Genomic DNA, 16926 nt, shown 5'->3' with positions numbered 1-16926 from the left:
CGGGGAACGGCCCGTTCACGGGGGCAAATCGCCCCCCTCGGGTCATTCCCGCCCAGCTACGAGCGCTTCGACTCCGTCAAGGATCCGGTCGAGTCCGAAGTCGAGCGGATCGATGCCGTCCGCCGCGAAGGCGCCCTCGGCGACGGCCTTGGCGAGCGCGGGGAAGCGGTCGGCGTACCGGGCGAGGAGCTCCGCGGAGAGCCGGTTCCACTCCCGGTCCCGCTCCTCGTCGTGGTCGCCGCGCTGCTGGGCGAGGTTGCGGACGAGACCGATGAGCAGCAGGAAGACCTGATGGCGGCGTGCTCCGTCCAGACCGGTCGGCTCCAGCGCGGCGAGCGCCGCGTCCAGCCACCGCAGCTGGCAGGGCCCCATGAGCTGGCGGCGCATCGCGGTGGCGCCGAGCAGCCAGGGGTGGTCCGCGTAGACGCGCGCGCACTGCCGGGTCCACTCCCGTACGGCCGCCCGCCAGTCCCCTTCCGGCACGCGGGACAGGTCCGGGCCCTCGGCCAGCACCGCCTCCACCATCAGCTCGACGAGTTCGGTCTTGCCGGGGACGTAGCGGTACAGCGCCATGGCGGAGACCCCGAACTCGCCCGCCACCTTGTTCATGGAGACGGCCTCCAACCCCTCCCGGTCGGCCAGTTCGGCGGCTGCCGAGGCGATGCGCTGCGGCGTCAGCTTCGGCTTGGGCCCGCGCGTGGGCTTGCCCTGCTCGCCCCACAGCAGCGCGAGGGTCGCGCGCGGATCGCGCGGTCCGTCCTGCTGCTGCTCCTTGTTCCGTCCGGCCACGGCGGTCCTCCCGGTGTTTTCGGCGAAGCCCGTTGACTCCGCCCACCAACTGTATATACCGTAAACACAACAGCTGATGGCATAAACAGTTTAGGGGGAACACCATGCTGCTCACCTACCGGGCCCTGAAGCGCCGCGCTCTCGCGAAGAAGCTCGCGATCACCACCGCGAACGGCGTCGACGAGTCCTCGTACGTCCGCATCGGCGGCATCGACCAGTGGATCTCCGTCCGCGGCGAGGACCGGACGAACCCCGTGATCCTGGAGATCCACGGCGGTCCCGGCTCCTCCAACCTCGTCTTCACCCCGCGCACCCGCGCCTGGGAGCGGCACTTCACGATCGTCCGCTGGGACATGCGCGGCGCCGGCCGGACCTTCGCGGCGGGCGGCCCCGAGCACCAGGGCGAGCTGACCCTCGACCGCCTCTACCAGGACGCCCTGGAGGTCACGGACCACGTCCGCGCCCGCCTGGGTGTGGACAAGGTCATGCTGGTGGCCAACAGCTTCGGCACGGTCACCGGCCTCCGCCTGGCCCGCAACCACCCCGAGCGGTACTCGGCGTACGTCGGCACCGACCAGAACATCGTCGGGGGCGGCCGTGACACCTCCGCCTACGAGGCGCTGCTGGCCCGGCTGGAGAGGGCGGGCAAGGCGAAGCAGCGGGCGAAGGTGGCGGCGATGGGCCCCGACCCGTCCGCCTGGTCGGCCCACGACTGGGCGGAGTACGCGAAGACGGTGGTGACGACCGACCCGCTCACCTACGACACCATGAAGACGGTCGTCATCCGCTCCCTCTGGTTCTCCCCGCTCCACACCCTGCGCGACCTGCGCACCTACCTGAAGGCCCAGACCTTCTCGGAGGTGCTGGGCCCCCAGGCGACGACGATCGACGAGTACGCCGAGGGCACCGCCTTCCGCCTCCCCGTCTTCTTCTTCCAGGGCGACAGCGACGTCCTCACTCCCCCGGAGCCGGTCCGCCGCTTCTACGAGGCGGTCAGCGCCCCCGTGAAGGACTTCGCCCTCATCGGCGAGGCCAGCCACTTCGCGTCCTTCCGCCACCCCGAGCAGTTCCTGGACCTGCTGCTGACGAGGGTCCGGCCGGTGGTGGGGGCGCGGACGGCGGGGTGCTGAGGACGTGCCACCGGGGGCGGGGTGCTCATGTGCGCGGCGGCTCCAACTCCCTGACCAGGAAGGTTTTTCCGACGTCGGCGTCGCCGTGGACGTGGAACAGGAGCGGTGCCGTTCGTCCTCGGGCGCGAGGGCCGGGTTCCGCCGGAACGCGGCCCTCTTCCCCCGAGGCCAGACCCTCATTCTGGCGCAATGCCCCCGTGCTCACCCGGCCTGCGGCGGGGGAGAATTCAGCCATGACCACCACCCCCACGCGTCACTCCGGCCCGAGGCTGGCCGCCGGTGTGCTCACCGGCATACTCGCCCTCTACATCGCCCTGGTCGCCCTCGGGAACATCACCGACTTCGGGACGAACCAGCAGTTCGTACGGCACGTACTGGCGATGGACACGACCTTCAAGGACGACGACCTGATGTGGCGGGCGATCACGAGCACCGCGCTGCAGGACACCGCGTATGTCGCGATCATCGTGTGGGAGACCGTGGCCGCCCTCGTGCTGATCGGGGGGACCTGGTTCTGGGCGTGGCGAAAAGACGACCTCGCCCGGCGCCTGTCCACCTATGGGCTGCTGATGCTGCTGCTGCTCTTCGGCGCCGGGTTCATCGCGATCGGCGGTGAGTGGTTCGCCATGTGGCAGTCGAAGGCCTGGAACGGGCTGGACGCCGCGACCCGGGTGTTCCTGCTCAGCTCAGTGGCGTTGGTCGTCAATCTGCTGCCCGCCCGCAGGGACGACGCTATGTGACGACCGTCACCCGCGTGTTCGTGTCACCGAAGGACCACAGCGCGGCTCCGTCCCCCTTGTGGAGGCGGATGCCGCCCAGCTTCCGGCCGTCCGTCGCGGGCGGCGGCGAGGAGCCGTCGAGGGCGTTGGAGAAGGCTATGTTCACGCCGTCCGCCTTGGTGAAGTACATGACGTGCTCGATCTCGACGCCGTCCGACCCCTTGAGGGACTGGATGCGCAGCGTGACCGAGTAGCGGCCGGGCCGCGGGCTCACCGAGCCCGGCCACACCGTGAACGTGCGGGTCGCCCGGCCCGTCGCGTCCACCAGCCACACGCGCTTTGCGCCGAGGGAGTACACGATCCGGCGACCCGTGCCGGAGGCGTCGGGCAGGGCGGGCACGGACGGCGTCGCCGGTGTCGCGGGCGTGCGGGTGTTCGCCGACGCCGACGGGCGCGGCTTGACCACGGCGGCCGTGGGATGCGGCCCGTGGTCCGCCTGTACGGCGAGGGCCACGACCGCCGCGGTCGCGCCTGCCGTCAGACCGGTGACCCAGGCCCAGGAGGGCAGTCGGGCAGCCACGGGTGCATCTCCTCCGCTACGGGGCCCCGCGTCAGGTCGGGGGTCGGATCATCGTACTCAGTCCAGGACCGGCAGCAGCTCCGGCAGGTGGCCGTCGGAGGCCTCCGCCGCCCGCCGCCGTTCCTCGCCGACCTCGCCGTAGAGCGTGGTGCGCGGCTTCGCCGGGCGGCCGGCCGCTTCGGCCACGGCCACCAGGTCGCGCACCGACTTGTACGAGCCGTACGACGAGCCCGCCATCCGCGAGATCGTCTCCTCCATCAGGGTGCCGCCCAGGTCGTTCGCGCCGGAGCGCAGCATCTCCGCCGCCCCCTCGGTGCCCAGTTTGACCCAGCTTGTCTGGATGTTCGGGATCCAGGGGTGCAGGAGCAGCCGGGCCATCGCCGTCACCGCCCGGTTGTCCCGCGTCGTCGGGCCGGGCCGGGCGATGCCCGCCAGGTACACCGGGGCGTTGGTGTGGATGAACGGGAGCGTCACGAACTCGGTGAAGCCGCCCGTCTCGCCCTGGATCCGGGCCAGCGTGCGCAGGTGGCCGAGCCAGTGGCGGGGCTGGTCGACATGGCCGTACATCATCGTCGAGGACGAGCGGATGCCCAGCTCGTGAGCCGTCCTGACCACCTCGATCCAGGTGGCCGCCGGCAGCTTGCCCTTGGTCAGCACCCAGCGGACCTCGTCGTCCAGGATCTCCGCCGCCGTGCCCGGGATGGTGTCCAGACCGGACTCCTTGGCCGCCGTGAGCCACTCGCGCACGGACATGCCGGTGCGGGTCGCGCCGTTCACCACCTCCATCGGCGAGAAGGCGTGCACATGCATACCGGGGACCCGCTCCTTCACCGCCTTCGCGATGTCGAAGTACGCCGTGCCCGGCAGGTCGGGGTGGATGCCGCCCTGCATGCACACCTCGACCGCGCCCACCTCCCAGGCCTGCTGGGCGCGGTCCGCGACCTGTGCGAGGGAGAGGGTGTACGCGTCCGCGTCCGTCCTGCGCTGCGCGAAGGCGCAGAAGCGGCAGCCCGTGTAGCAGACGTTGGTGAAGTTGATGTTGCGGGTGACGATGTACGTCACGTCGTCGCCGACCGCCGTCTTCCGGACGTCGTCGGCCACCCGGCACAGCGCGTCCAGCGCCGGGCCGTCCGCGTGCAGGAGGGCCAGGGCCTCGGCGTCGGTCAGCTTCGTGGGGTCGTCGGCCGCGGTGCGCAGCGCCTGCCGTACGTCCGTGTCGATGCGCTCCGGCGCCATGCCCGGGGCGGCGGCCTCGCGCAGCGCCGCCCAGTCGCCGTACACCTCGTCGAAGTCGTCCCGCCGGTCGGCGGTGCGGCCCTCGGTGTCGATGGTGCGGTGCAGGTCCGTCCGGCCGGCCGGTACGAAGGCCTCCTCCGGCTCCTGCCACGGGCGGCCCTCGACCGGCGCGTCCGGGCGGGCCAGCCCCGTCGCCGGGTCGGCCAGCGCGTCCACGTGCGGGCGCAGCCGCGGGTCCAGCCAGGGTTCGCCCCGCACCACGAACTCGGGGTAGACGCAGAGGCGTTCGCGCAGCTCGAAGCCGGCCGCGCGGGAGCGCTCGGTGAGCTCCTCGATCTGCGGCCAGGGGCGTTCGGGGTTGACGTGGTCGATGGTGAGGGGCGACACCCCGCCCCAGTCGTCGATGCCGGCGCCGATCAGCCGCTCGTACTCGGAGTCGACCAGGTTGGGCGGGGCCTGCAGGCAGGCGGACGGGCCCAGGATGTGCCGGGCCACGGCCACCGTGGCGACCAGCTCGTCCAGTTCGGCGTCCGGCATGCCGCGCATCGCCGTGTCCGGCTTGGCGCGGAAGTTCTGGATGATCAGTTCCTGGATGCCGTGGTAGGCACGGGAGACCTTGCGGAGCGCGAAGAGAGACTCGGCCCGCTCCTCGTGGGTCTCGCCGATGCCGATGAGCAGGCCGGAGGTGAAGGGCACCGAGGAGCGGCCGGCGTCCTCCAGCACCCGCAGCCGTACGGCCGGTTCCTTGTCCGGGGAGCCGTGGTGCGGGCCGCCGGGCTCGGACCACAGCCGGGTGGCGGTCGTCTCCAGCATCATGCCCATGGACGGGGCCACCGGCTTCAGCCGCTGGAAGTCCGTCCAGGTCATCACACCCGGGTTGAGGTGGGGCAGCAGGCCCGTCTCCTCCAGGATGCGGATGGAGATGGCGCGGACGTAGGCGATGGTGTCGTCGTAGCCGTGCGCGTCGAGCCACTCGCGCGCCTCGGGCCAGCGGTCCTCCGGCTTGTCACCCAGGGTGATCAGGGCTTCCTTGCAGCCGAGGGCGGCGCCCTTGCGGGCGATGTCCAGCACCTCGTCCGGGGACATGAACATCCCGTGGCCCGCGCGGCGCAGCTTGCCGGGGACGGTGACGAAGGTGCAGTAGTGGCACTTGTCCCGGCACAGCCGGGTGAGGGGGATGAAGACGCTCTTCGAGTAGGTGATGACGCCCGGGCGGCCCGCCTGTTCGAGACCCGCGTCCCGCACCCGGGCGGCGGACGCCGCGAGGTCGGTCAGGGCCTCGCCGCGGGCCTGGAGCAGCACCGCCGCCTCGAAGACGTCGAGGGCGACGCCGTCCCGGGCTCGTTTGAGGGCGCGACGCATGGAGTTCTCGGTCGGGCCGGTTCCGGGGGTCGCGGGTGTCGTCATTCTTTGAGCATACGTTCGGCTCGATCAGGCCGGAGAGCAGCCGCCCGGCCCTGTTCAGTGCAGGGCCAGCCATCCGATGCCGGCGGCGGAGGTGAGGGCGGCGGCCGTCAGGGCGACGGCCCGGCGGCGGCGCAGCGCGTGGCCGACCAGCAGGGCGGTGAGCAGGACGGAGACCGTGCCGACGGTGGCGGGCAACGGCCCCTTGCTGTAGTCGAATTCATCGAAGTGCAGTGCGAGCCGCGTGAGCCAGGCAATCCTCATGACGCTCTCTTCGCCGGATCGGACGAGGGAACCGAACGGGTCGATCGTCTGCCGCTGTTCACCCGACTCGCTTCGTCACCGACAGTTTACCGATGGCCATCACATGAGCCGGTCCCGGGCCGCCCGACGCTCCGTCAGGCCGCCTCACGCGCACGGCAGATGCCCCTTGTGGGCGTCCAGCGCCCGCAGCACCTCGGTCTCTCCCGGGTGCGCGAACAGCTTCGGCCCGGCGGTGCCGCCGACGAGCGTGCGGGGGCCGGTCACCGGGCCGCGCGGTGCGCGTGCGGGCTTGGGGTACGCGTGGCTGGCCCGGACACCGCCGAACCCGCCCTCGTACGCCGTCGGACCCCCGGACCACAGGGCCTGCATGAGCCGCACCCGGTCCCGGACCAGGTCCCGACGGGTCCGCCAGGTCACGCCGTGGTCGGCGGCCTCCTCGACGTTCCAGCCGTAGCCGAGGCCGAGGGTGAAACGGCCGCCGGACAGGTGGTCGAGGGTGGCGATCTGCTTGGCCAGAGCGATGGGGTCGTGCTGGGCGGGCAGCGTGACGCCGGTGCCGAGGCCGAGGCGCTCGGTGACGGCCGCCGCCTGGCCGAGGGCGACGAAGGGGTCGAGGGTGCGGCCGTACTCGCGGGGCAGGTCGCCGCCGGCGGGGTACGGGGTCGTCCGCTCCACCGGGGTGTGGGTGTGTTCGGGCAGGTAGAGGCCGGCGTATCCGCGCTGTTCGAGTGCGCGGGCGAGTCGTACCGGCGCGATGGTCTCGTCGGTGAGGAAGATGGTGACGGCGATACGCATGGCCCATCCGTAGCGGGCCGGGCCCCCACTGTCCATACCAACTGGTCGGCACCGCTCTCCGGTGGCCTGAAGGTCGCGTGCATGACACATGGTCGTGTGACAATTCCCCTCCCTTTCACGGGAGTTCACGCTCAAACGGGAGAGTGACACCATGGGTGAAGACACGCACGATCAGGCTCACGGCATCGGCAGACGCGCACTGTTCGTGACGGGCGCCGCCGCTGCCCTTACGTTGGGGAGCGTGAGCTTCGCAGCGGCGGACGGTCAGCGCCAGGAGACCCGGACGGCACACGGCACCCTGCCACCCGGCTCCCCCGACTTCGTGTACGTACCGGTCGAAGTCCCCGCCGGCGTACGCGAGATCAAGGTCTCCTACACCTACGACAAGCCCCCGGTCCCCGCCGGCACCCAGGGCAACGCACTCGACATCGGACTCTTCGACGAGCGCGGCACCGAACTGGGCGGCCGGGGCTTCCGGGGCTGGTCGGGCGGCGCGCGCACGGAGTTCTTCGTCCGCGCCGACGACGCCACTCCGGGCTACCTCCCCGGCCCGGTGCGGGAGGGCACCTGGCATGTCGCGCTGGGCCCCTACACGGTGGCGCCGCAGGGGCTGGCCTACGAGCTGACGATCACGCTGACCTACGGCGAGGCGGGCGAGACCCCGAGGCCGGTGTATCCGCCGTCCCGGGCGAAGGGCCGGGGCCGGGCCTGGTACCGGGGCGACTGCCATCTGCACTCCTGGCACTCCGACGGCCGGCGCACCCCGGCGGAGATCGCCGCCCTGGCACGGGCGGCGGGCCTGGACTTCATCCACTCCTCGGACCACAACACCAACTCCTCGCACCCGCACTGGGCGGACCAGGCGAGCGACCACCTGCTGATCATGCTCGGCGAGGAGGTCACCACCCGCAACGGCCATGTGCTGGCCCTCGGCACCACCCCGGGCACCTTCGTGGACTGGCGCTACCGGGCCCGGGACAACCGCTGGGCCCGCTTCGCGCGGGACATCCGCCGCGCCGGCGGCCTGGTCGTCCCGGCCCACCCGCACGCCACCTGCGTCGGCTGCGGCTGGAAGTTCGGCTTCGCCGAGGCGGACGCCGTGGAGGTGTGGAACGGCCCCTTCACCCCGGACGACGAGGTGACGCTGGCCGACTGGGACAACCTGCTGGTCGCCTCCGTGCGGCAGGGGCGGGGCTGGCTCCCGGCGATGGGCAACAGCGACGCCCACCGCGACCCGGACACGGTCGGCATGCCCCAGACGGTCGTCCTCGCCGACGACCTGACCCGGGAGGCGATCCAGGAAGGCATCCGCGCGGGACGCTCGTACGTGGCCGAGTCGAAGAACGTGACCCTCGCCTTCTCGGTGACGGGCGGGCGCGGGCAGCAGGCGGGCATCGGCGAGCGGCTCACCCTGGCCGCCGACACCCCCGTGACCGTCCGGCTGGAGGTCTCGGGCGCCCCGCGCTGCTCGGTCCGCTTCGTCACCGACCAGGGTGTGCTGTTCACCAGCGATCCGCTGCCGGTGTCGGGCACGGGCACGGTCGAGTGGCGTACGACCCCCGCCTACGCGGCGTACGTACGCGCCGAGCTGCGGCACGAGGCGGCCGCGGGGCCGGTGCCGGGGCCGCCGGCCGCCCTCACCAACCCGGTCTTCCTCACGGCTGCTTGATCTGCTCGGCCGCCCACTCGGCCCACTCCCGCCGCATCGCGTTGAAGCGCAGGCCGTACTCCAGCGCGATGCGGCCGTAGACGGAGAGGTTGTCGTCGTCCCAGTCGACGGAGTCGGCGAGCTGCCGCAGCCGCTCGTGCCCCTCCCGGGACATCTCGATCAGGCCGGTCAGGTAGGTGTGCGCCTGCTCGGGCGGCAGCACACCGAGGAAGAAGACGCGCAGCAAGATGTCGCTGCGGGTGTTGCGCTGGGGGGCGACCCCGGTCAGCCAGTGGCGCAGCTCCGCCATGCCCTCGTCGGTGATCGCGTACTCCTTGCGGCCGCGCGGGCCCTCGGCGGCCACCGTGATCAGTCCGGAGCCCGCCAGTTTGGTCAGCTCGGTGTAGATCTGGCTCTGGGTCGCCGGCCAGACGTTGGCCAGCGAGGTCTCGAACGTCTTCAGCAGGTCGTAGCCGCTGGCGGGGCGCTCCGAGAACAGGCCGAGGAGTGCGTGTCTGAGGCTCATACCGCCCAGCTTACCTTCCACTATTGACATGTCGAGAACCGACCTTCTAGTTTTGACATGTCGGAACAGGAACCAGCCCGGCACCCGGACCACTCGGACCTCAGGGGGAACTCCATGTCGTACCTGCGCACGTTCTTGCCGTGGATCGTCTTCGCCGTCATCCCCTCGGGGAACTGGCAGTGGGGCGCCCTGGCCGCCCTGGTGGTGTCCGTGGCGCTCATCGCCCAGCAGAAGAGGGGCGGCGCCGGTCTCGACGCCCTCGTCATCGAGTGCGGCTCCGCGGTCTTCTTCGCGGCGCTCGCGGCCGTCGCCTTCGCCGACCCGCACTCGGGCGTGCACGAGTACTCCGCCGCCCTCTCCTCCGGCACCCTCGCCGTGATCGCCGGGGTGTCGCTGGCCGCCGGCCGGCCCTTCACCCTGGGCATCGCCAAGCGCACCACCCCGCGCGAGCTGTGGACCCTGAAACCGTTCATCCGGATCAACGTGGTCATCACCGCCGTATGGACCGCCGCGTTCGCCGTCACCGCGGTCGTCCTGGCGCTGCTCGACCGCTCCGGACACGCCCACTCCACGCCCGCGACCCTCGTCCAGATCGCCGGCTTCGCCGTCCCGATGGTCTTCACCATCCGCTATGTCGCCCACGCCCAGGCGAAGGCCGCCGGGCAGGTGACCCGATGACCGCGGCGCCCAGGCACCTGACCGGCAACTACGCGCCGGTCACCGAGGAACTCACCGCGCACGACCTGCCGGTGACCGGCACGATCCCGCCCGAGCTGGCCGGCTGGTACCTGCGCAACGGCCCGAACCCGGCCGACGCCGCCTCCGGCCACTGGTTCTTCGGCGACGGCATGGTCCACGGGGTGCGCCTGGAGGGCGGCCGGGCCGTCTCCTACCGCAACCGCTGGGTGCGCACCAGCCGGCTCACCGACGGGGCGCGGATGTACGACGGCGACGGCCGGCGCGACCTCACCGCCGGCCCCGCCAACACCCACGTCGTCCGGCACGCGGGCCGCACCCTCGCCCTGGTCGAGACCGCCCTGCCCTACGAGCTGACCCGCGACCTGGACACCAAGGGACCGTACGACTTCGGCGGCCGGCTGCACACCGCGATGACCGCCCACCCGAAGACCTGCCCGGCCACCGGCGAACTGCACTTCTTCGGCTACGGCATGCTGGAGCCCACCCACCTCACCTACCACCGCGCCGACGCCGGCGGCGAGTTGGTGCTCAGCAGGCCCGTCGAGGTGCCCGGACCGACGATGGTGCACGACTTCGCACTCACCGCCGGGCACGTCGTCCTCATGGACCTGCCGGTCGTCTTCGACGTCGAACTCGCCCTGGCCGGCGGCGCGATGCCCTACAGCTGGGACGACGGCTACGGCGCCCGGCTCGGCCTGCTGCGCCGAGACGACCCGCACGGCCGGGTCCGCTGGTTCCCCGTGGACCCCTGCTACGTCTTCCACGTCCTCAACGCCCACGACGCGCCGGACGGCACCGTCGTGCTGCATGTGATGCGCTACCCGCAGCTGTGGCGCCGCGACGCGGACGGCGGCACACGGCCGCAGCAGGCGGTGCTGTGGAAGTGGACCCTCGACCCGGCGGCCGGCACGGTCCGCGAGGTGCAGTGCGACGACCGGCCGGGCGAGTTCCCGCGCGTCGACGACCGGCTGACCGGTCTCGCCGCCGGACACGGCCACATGACGAGTGGCACCTCCCTGGTCCGCTACGAACTGTCCTCCGGGGCCGTCACCGCGCACGACTTCGGGCCCGGCCGCACCCCCGGGGAGGCCGCCTTCGCCCCCGCCGACGGCACGCCCGGCGGCCCCGGCTGGCTCCTGACGTACGTGTACGACGCCGCCGCCGGCCGCAGCGACCTGGTCGTCCTGGACGCCGACGACCTCACCGCGCCCCCGGTCGCCGCGATCCACCTGCCGGCCCGGGTGCCGTTCGGCTTCCACGGCAACTGGCTGGCGGACCAGCCGCTCCACTGAGAGGGCCGGCGCCGCCGTCCGCCCGCCGCGCCCGTCCTCCTACACTGCTGCCACGGCATCCACGCCACCAGCGCCCGGCACGGCAACGACGATCGAGAGCAGGAGAGATGGCAGGCCGCACCGATCTCAAGCACCGCCTGGTCACCCGCTTCCAGCGGCACCTGGCCAACCCGCTCAACCGGCGGCTGCCGTTCCAGGTCCTCCTGGAGACCACCGGCCGCACGTCCGGCCTGCCCCGGCAGACGCCGGTCGGCGGACGCAGGGTCGGCTCGTCCTTCTGGCTCGTCTCCGAGTTCGGCCACCGGTCGCAGTACGTGCGCAACATCCAGGCCGACCCGAGGGTCCGCGTCCGCATCGCCGGCCACTGGCACCGGGGCACCGCCCACCTCCTGCCCGACGACGACCCGGTGGCCCGGCTGCGCTCCCTGCCCCGCTTCAACAGCGCCGCGGTGAAGGCGTTCGGCACGGACCTGCTGACCGTCCGGGTGGACCTGGAGGACTGACCGCGGGAACACTGCCCGCGTGAAGCTCACCACCGCCCCCTCCCTCATCGACCCCGCGCGCGACGTCCCTGAACTGCTGCCCCACGCCCGCCCGGCCGTCCGGCTGCACCCGCGCCGCGGTACGCCCGGCGTGCGCGACAGCCACATCGGCGGGCAAGTGTGGTGGCCGGCCGCCGAGCAGTGGCCGCAGTGCACCGACCACAGGGACACGGGCGGCCGGGCGTACGCGCTGCCGATGGTGGCCGTGGCCCAGTTCACCGCGGCCGGCTTCCCGGAGATCCGCTTCCCGGACGGCACGGACCTGGTCCAGCTGCTGTGGTGCCCCGACTGGCACGACCAGCCGCACCCGCAGGGCTGGGGCCAGGCCTGCCGGCTGTTCTGGCGCCGGGCCGCCGAGCTCACCGGCCCGCCCGGCGAGCAGCCGGACCCCGCGGAACATTGGGAGTACGGCGAGGACATGATCCCGCGCCCTTGCGTCCTGCGCCCCGAGCGGATCACGGACTACCCCGGCGGCGAGGAGCTCCCGGCCGGCCTCGCCGAGCGCTTCGGGGCCTGGCTGGAGGAACGCGACCTGGCCGACGACCTCACCACCGTCCCCGGCTACAAGCTCGGCGGCTTCATGGGGTGGGGTACGACGGACCGCCCGGACCCCCTGGACTGCGGCGACTGCGGGGCCCCGCTGGAGCTGTTCCTCCAGTTCGACACGACCGAGTACGGACTCGGCACCTTCGGCCCCGACGGTGCGCCGCACCGCTTCCGGCCACTGGAGGAGCGCGACGCCGAGCCGGGTGACGCGGTCGGCGACCCGCTGCGCGAACCGGTGGACATGGTCGTCGGCCGGTACAGCCACGGAGGCCTCTTCACCTGCTCGGCCGACCCCCGCCACCCGGCGTCGTTCTTCACCCAGTGAACCCACGGTGCCGGATCCTCAGCCCGGCCACACGATCGCCTGCACCTCGCTGTACGCGTGCAGGGCGTAGGAGCCCACGTCGCGGCCCACTCCGCTCTTCTTGAAGCCGCCGAACGGGGCCTCCATGTTGCGGCCGACGGTGTTGACCCCGACGCCGCCGGCGCGCAGCCGCCGGGCCACCCGGAAGGCGCGGGCCACGTCAGCGGACCAGACGTAGTCGATGAGGCCGTAGTCGGAGTCGTTGGCGAGGGCCACGCCCTCGTCCTCCTCGTCGAAGGGGATCACCACGACCACCGGTCCGAAGATCTCCTCCCGGGCCACCCGCATGTCGTTGGCGCAGTCGGCGAGCAGGGTCGGCGCCACATAGAAGCCGTGCTCCAGCGGTGGCCGTTCACCGCCCACGACCACGGACGCGCCCTCCTTCCGCCCGAGTTCGACGTACGACTCCACCCGCGCCCGGTGCTCGGCCGAGATCACCGGCCCGACGACCGTGCCCGGCCCGCGCGGATCACCCACCGGCAACCCCCGCGCGTATCGAGCGAGTTGGCCGACCAGCCGTTCGTACACCCCGCGCTGGGCCAGCACCCGCGTCGGGGCCGTGCAGATCTGCCCGCTGTAGAAGGAGAAGGTGGTGCCGATCCCGGCGACGGCCGAGCCGAGGTCGGCGTCGTCGAACACCAGCGCCGCGCCCTTCCCGCCCAGCTCCATCAGCTGGCGTTTCATGTCCCGCCCGCACGCCTCGGCGATCCGCCGGCCGACCGCCGTGGACCCGGTGAAGCTGACCATGTCGACGTCGCCGGAGGCGACCACCGCCTCCCCCACGGACACCTGACGCCCGGAGACGACGTTCACCACGCCGGGCGGCGCCCCGGCCTCCTCAAGCGCCTCGGCCATCCGGTAGACGGACAGCGGATCCTGCGGGGCGGGCTTCACGACCACCGTGTTGCCCATGGCCAGAGCCGGTGCGACCTTGCCGGCCGCGTTGGCCCAGGGGTTGTTGTAGGAGGTGATGCAGCTGACGACCCCGACGGGCTGCCGCAGCGCCAGGGCCCCCAGCACCGCGGCCCGCCCCATCGGCCCGGCCTCGTTGACCTGCGGCGCGACGGCCCACTCGGCGGGCTCCACACGCGCGTACCGGCGGAACCGGGCGGCGGCCACCCCGACCTGCATCGCCCGGGCCGTCCCGGTGGTGGCCCCGGTCTCGGCGCGCGCCAGCTCGGTGTACGGCTCCGTCCGCCCCCGGATCAGGTCGGCCGCCCGGCCCAGCACCGCCGCCCGCTCCTCGGGCCGGGTCCGCGACCACGCGCCGAACGCCTCCCGGGCCGCCGCGCAGGCCGCCCGGGCCTGCTCCGGCGAGGCCTCCGGCGCCCAGCCGACCCTCTCCTGGGTGGCCGGGTCGGTCACCGGGTAGTGCCCGCCGTCCGGTTCCAGCCACCGCCCGCCGACGAACAGCCGCTGTCCCTCGCCGGCCGGGCTCACCGGGTGCTCACCGTCCGCGTGTCCGTGCCGGAGCGCAGCACCTTCCCGGGCACCGCGCCGGTCACCACGTCGTCCCGGATCGCCTCGACGCCGTTGACCCACACGGCCCGCACCCCGATCGCCCGGGAGTCCAGACGGGGGCTGTCGCCCGGCAGGTCGTGCACCAGCCGGGCCTGCCCGGCCTCGATCCGCTCCGGGTCGAAGAGGACGAGGTCCGCATGCCAGCCCTCCCGGATCCGGCCGCGCTCCCGCAACCCGAACAGCCGCGCCGGCTCGTCGGTCAGCATCTGCACGGCGCGCTCCAGCCCGACCAGCTTCCGGCCGCGCAGGCAGTCCCCGAGGAACCGGGTGGTGTACGGCGCCCCGCACATCCGGTCCAGGTGCGCGCCCGCGTCGGAACCGCCGAGCAGCACGTCCTCGTGCTGCCAGGTCTCGGCGCGCAGTGCCCAGGAGGCGGGGTCGTTGTCGGTGGGCATGGGCCACAGGACCGTACGGAGTTCGTCGGCGGCGCAGATCTCCACCAGGCAGGCGAAGGGGTCCAGCCCCCGCTCCTCGGCGATGTCCCGCACGACCCGGCCGGTCAGGCCCTGGTTGGCCGCGCTGTAGGTGTCCCCGATGACGTACCGGCCGAAGTTCGCCAGCCGCCGGAAGACACCCGCCTCCTTCGACCGGGCCCGGCGCAGCATCTCCTCCCGGACGGCGGGGTCCCGCAGCCGCGCGATCCGCTCGGGGACGGGCAGCCCGAGGATCTGCCCCCAGCCGGGGATCAGGTTCAGGGCGCAGAAGGTGCCGAGGGACATGTTCATGGGGGTGAGGATCGGCATGGTGAGCGCCACCACCCGCCCGCCGGCCTTGCGGGCCCGCTCGCTCGCGCCGAGCTGGCGGGGCACCCGCTCCGGTACGGCCGCGTCGATGGTGAGCACGTTCCAGTTGAGCGGCCGCCCGGCCGCCGCGCTCATCTCCACCAGCAGGTCGATCTCGTCGTCGCTGAACTCGTCCAGGCACCCGGCGACGATCGCCTCGATCTGGGTGCCCTCGTGCTCCCCGACGGCGCGGGAGAGGGCCAGCAGCTCCGCGGGCCGCGCGTGCCGGGAGGCGACGGGCTGTCCGTCCCCGTCGGAGTGCGTGGACGACTGGGTGGTGGAGAGCCCCCAGGCCCCGGCGTCCATGGCCGCGTGGAACAGCCGGAGCATTTCGGCGAGTTGCCCGTCACCGGGCTGCCCGCCGATCGCGTCCGGGCCCATCACGTACCGGCGCAGGGCGCAGTGCCCGACCATGAACCCGGCGTTGACGGCGATCCGTCCGTCGAGGGCGTCCAGGTACTCCCCGAAGGAATGCCAGCTCCAGGGCGCCCCCTCCTCCAGCGCCACCAGGGACATCCCCTCCACCTTGGACATCATGCGGCGGGTGTAGTCGGCGTCCTCGGGGCGGGCGGGGTTCAGGGGCGCGAGGGTGAAACCGCAGTTGCCGGCGGCGACGGTGGTCACCCCGTGGTTGAGGGACGGCGTGGCGTACGGGTCCCAGAAGAGCTGGGCGTCGTAGTGGGTGTGCGGGTCGACGAAGCCGGGGGTGAGGACGAGTCCGGCGGCGTCCTCGGTGCTGCGGGCTTCCTCGGTGACCTTGCCCACGGCGGCGATACGTCCGTCCCGTACGCCGACGTCGGCGGTGCGGGCGGGCGCGCCCGTCCCGTCGACGACGGTGGCGCCCTTGATCAGGTGGTCCAACATGCCGGGAACCCCCTCAGACGGCCTGGCGGAACCGGGACGTCCGGTGCACCGGATCCGTGTCGATCTTCGGGATCACCTGCTCACCGATGAGCCGGATCGTCTGCAGCGTCTCCTCCTTCGGCACACCCACCGGCAGCCCGAAGCTCAGCTGGTCCGCCCCGGCCTGCTCCCACCGCTTGCACTGCCGCAGCACCTCGTCCGGATCACCGCAGATCAGCAGCTCCTCCTCGATGAGCAGCTCCACGAACTCCGGGGTGTAGGGGGGCAGCGTCTCCGGCCAGACGGGGAACCCCTCGGGTCGCGGGAACGTGTCGTGGTAGCGGAAGACCAGCGAGGGCAGATAGTGCAGCCCCCCGCTGACCGCGATCTCGATCGCCTCCGCGTGCGTCGGCGCGCAGATCGCCGTCGTCGTCACCATCACGTTGTCGTTGACGAAGTCCCCCACCGGCTCCGCGTTCACGATCGCCGTCTTGTACTGCTCCAGCACCCACTCCATGTCGGAGACCTTCTGGATGCTGAAGCCGAGCACGCCGAGCCCCTTCTTCGCGGCCATGGCGTACGACGGCGGGGATCCGGCCGCGTACCACATCGCCGGGTGCGAGCTCCCGTACGGCTTCGGCAGGACCTTGCGCGGCGGCAGCTGCCAGTGCTTGCCCTGGAAGCCGGCGTACTCGTCCTGGAGCCACATCTTCGGGAACTCGGCGATCGTCTCCTCCCAGATCTCCTTGGTGTGGTTCATGTCGGTCACCCCCGGTATGAACCCGAGGATCTCGTGCGACCCGGCCCCCCGGCCGCTGCCGAACTCGAAGCGCCCCTCGCTGAGGTGGTCCAGCATGGCGACCTTCTCGGCGACCTTCACGGGGTGGTTGACCTGGGCCAGGGGGTTGAAGATCCCGGAGCCGAGGTGGATGCGCTCCGTCGCGTGCGCCAGGTACCCGAGGAACACGTCGTTGGCCGACAGGTGCGAGTACTCCTCCAGGAAGTGGTGCTCGGAGGCCCAGGCGTACTTGAAGCCGGACTGGTCCGCCTGGATGACGTACTCGGTCTCCTCCATCAGCGCCTTGTGCTCGGCCAGCGGGTCGGTCTCGGCGCGCTTGCCCACGTATCCCTGTACAAAGAGCCCGAATTCCAAGGCGGGTCACCGTCCCCAGTCGTTTCTGACGTTCCGTCAGACTGCGTTCGTCGGCCGACTGTCGCACCGGCCGACGCGACCGTCAATAGCTGA

At 72.3% G+C, this 16926-nt stretch carries 15 protein-coding genes and 1 pseudogene; 7 read left to right on the top strand and 9 right to left on the bottom strand.

Annotated features, from left to right (window positions below):
• Positions 1-42: 42 nt before the first annotated feature.
• Entirely contained in the window at positions 43-789 is a 747-nt protein-coding gene (locus IO33_RS0126720) for a TetR/AcrR family transcriptional regulator (RefSeq protein WP_051926979.1), read from the bottom strand.
• A 104-nt stretch (positions 790-893) separates the two neighbouring features.
• Between IO33_RS0126720 and IO33_RS0126715 the strand changes: the two genes are divergently transcribed.
• Positions 894-1919, top strand: coding sequence for an alpha/beta fold hydrolase (locus tag IO33_RS0126715; RefSeq protein ID WP_037685999.1), 1026 nt, complete (start codon positions 894-896; stop codon positions 1917-1919).
• A 233-nt stretch (positions 1920-2152) separates the two neighbouring features.
• Complete coding sequence (locus IO33_RS0126710) at positions 2153-2659, top strand: DUF2165 domain-containing protein (protein WP_031169445.1); 507 nt, start codon at positions 2153-2155, stop codon at positions 2657-2659.
• Here IO33_RS0126710 and IO33_RS0126705 read toward each other — a convergent pair.
• From IO33_RS0126705 to IO33_RS0126690, 4 genes and pseudogenes are all read right to left on the bottom strand, one after another.
• A complete protein-coding gene (locus tag IO33_RS0126705) occupies positions 2652-3218 on the bottom strand; it encodes a hypothetical protein (protein ID WP_031169443.1) in 567 nt (188 codons plus the stop codon). The two genes, IO33_RS0126710 and IO33_RS0126705, sit on opposite strands and share 8 nt — an antisense overlap.
• A 57-nt stretch (positions 3219-3275) precedes the next feature.
• Complete coding sequence (locus IO33_RS0126700) at positions 3276-5861, bottom strand: bifunctional FO biosynthesis protein CofGH (RefSeq protein ID WP_031169441.1); 2586 nt, start codon at positions 5859-5861, stop codon at positions 3276-3278.
• Positions 5862-5915: 54 nt separating this feature from the next.
• Positions 5916-6122, bottom strand: coding sequence for a hypothetical protein (locus IO33_RS0126695; protein WP_031169439.1), 207 nt, complete (start codon positions 6120-6122; stop codon positions 5916-5918).
• A 198-nt stretch (positions 6123-6320) separates the two neighbouring features.
• Positions 6321-6917 (bottom strand): annotated as a pseudogene (locus IO33_RS0126690) (TIGR03619 family F420-dependent LLM class oxidoreductase); the annotation flags it as partial.
• A 151-nt stretch (positions 6918-7068) separates the two neighbouring features.
• Here IO33_RS0126690 and IO33_RS0126685 point away from each other — a divergent pair.
• On the top strand, positions 7069-8586 hold the full coding sequence (locus IO33_RS0126685) for a CehA/McbA family metallohydrolase (protein WP_031169435.1): 1518 nt from the start codon (positions 7069-7071) through the stop codon (positions 8584-8586).
• Here the strand turns inward: IO33_RS0126685 and IO33_RS0126680 are convergent.
• Positions 8573-9091 (bottom strand): PadR family transcriptional regulator, encoded by a 519-nt coding sequence (locus IO33_RS0126680; RefSeq protein WP_031169433.1) that lies wholly within the window; start codon positions 9089-9091, stop codon positions 8573-8575. The two genes, IO33_RS0126685 and IO33_RS0126680, sit on opposite strands and share 14 nt — an antisense overlap.
• Before the next feature lie 57 nt (positions 9092-9148).
• Here IO33_RS0126680 and IO33_RS0126675 point away from each other — a divergent pair, with 57 nt between their 5' ends.
• From IO33_RS0126675 to IO33_RS0126660, 4 genes are all read left to right on the top strand, one after another.
• Complete coding sequence (locus IO33_RS0126675) at positions 9149-9769, top strand: hypothetical protein (RefSeq protein WP_245235895.1); 621 nt, start codon at positions 9149-9151, stop codon at positions 9767-9769.
• The gene (locus IO33_RS0126670) at positions 9766-11082 is read left to right on the top strand and encodes a carotenoid oxygenase family protein (protein ID WP_031169429.1); all 1317 of its coding nucleotides are present in this window, start codon (positions 9766-9768) and stop codon (positions 11080-11082) included. The genes IO33_RS0126675 and IO33_RS0126670 overlap by 4 nt, the downstream gene beginning before the upstream one ends.
• A 107-nt stretch (positions 11083-11189) precedes the next feature.
• Entirely contained in the window at positions 11190-11585 is a 396-nt protein-coding gene (locus tag IO33_RS0126665) for a nitroreductase/quinone reductase family protein (RefSeq protein ID WP_031169427.1), read from the top strand.
• Between the two features lie 19 nt (positions 11586-11604).
• Complete coding sequence (locus tag IO33_RS0126660) at positions 11605-12495, top strand: hypothetical protein (RefSeq protein WP_051926978.1); 891 nt, start codon at positions 11605-11607, stop codon at positions 12493-12495.
• A gap of 18 nt (positions 12496-12513) precedes the next feature.
• On the opposite strand, the gene IO33_RS0126655 is transcribed toward IO33_RS0126660, so the two are convergent.
• The 3 genes from IO33_RS0126655 to IO33_RS0126645 are packed head-to-tail and all read right to left on the bottom strand — an operon-like array spanning position 12514 to position 16833.
• Positions 12514-13974, bottom strand: coding sequence for an aldehyde dehydrogenase family protein (locus IO33_RS0126655; RefSeq protein ID WP_031169423.1), 1461 nt, complete (start codon positions 13972-13974; stop codon positions 12514-12516).
• Entirely contained in the window at positions 13971-15701 is a 1731-nt protein-coding gene (locus IO33_RS0126650) for an N-acyl-D-amino-acid deacylase family protein (RefSeq protein ID WP_031169421.1), read from the bottom strand. Before IO33_RS0126650 ends, IO33_RS0126655 begins: the two co-directional genes overlap by 4 nt.
• A 13-nt stretch (positions 15702-15714) precedes the next feature.
• A complete protein-coding gene (locus IO33_RS0126645; RefSeq protein ID WP_078963904.1) occupies positions 15715-16833 on the bottom strand; it encodes an LLM class flavin-dependent oxidoreductase in 1119 nt (372 codons plus the stop codon).
• Positions 16834-16926: the final 93 nt, after the last annotated feature.

This window comes from Streptomyces durhamensis (assembly GCF_000725475.1).
In the GTDB taxonomy this organism is placed as follows: Bacteria; Actinomycetota; Actinomycetes; order Streptomycetales; family Streptomycetaceae; genus Streptomyces; species Streptomyces filipinensis.
Note: the sequence above shows the minus strand (reverse complement) of the source record. Positions and strands in the feature narration are given on the sequence as shown.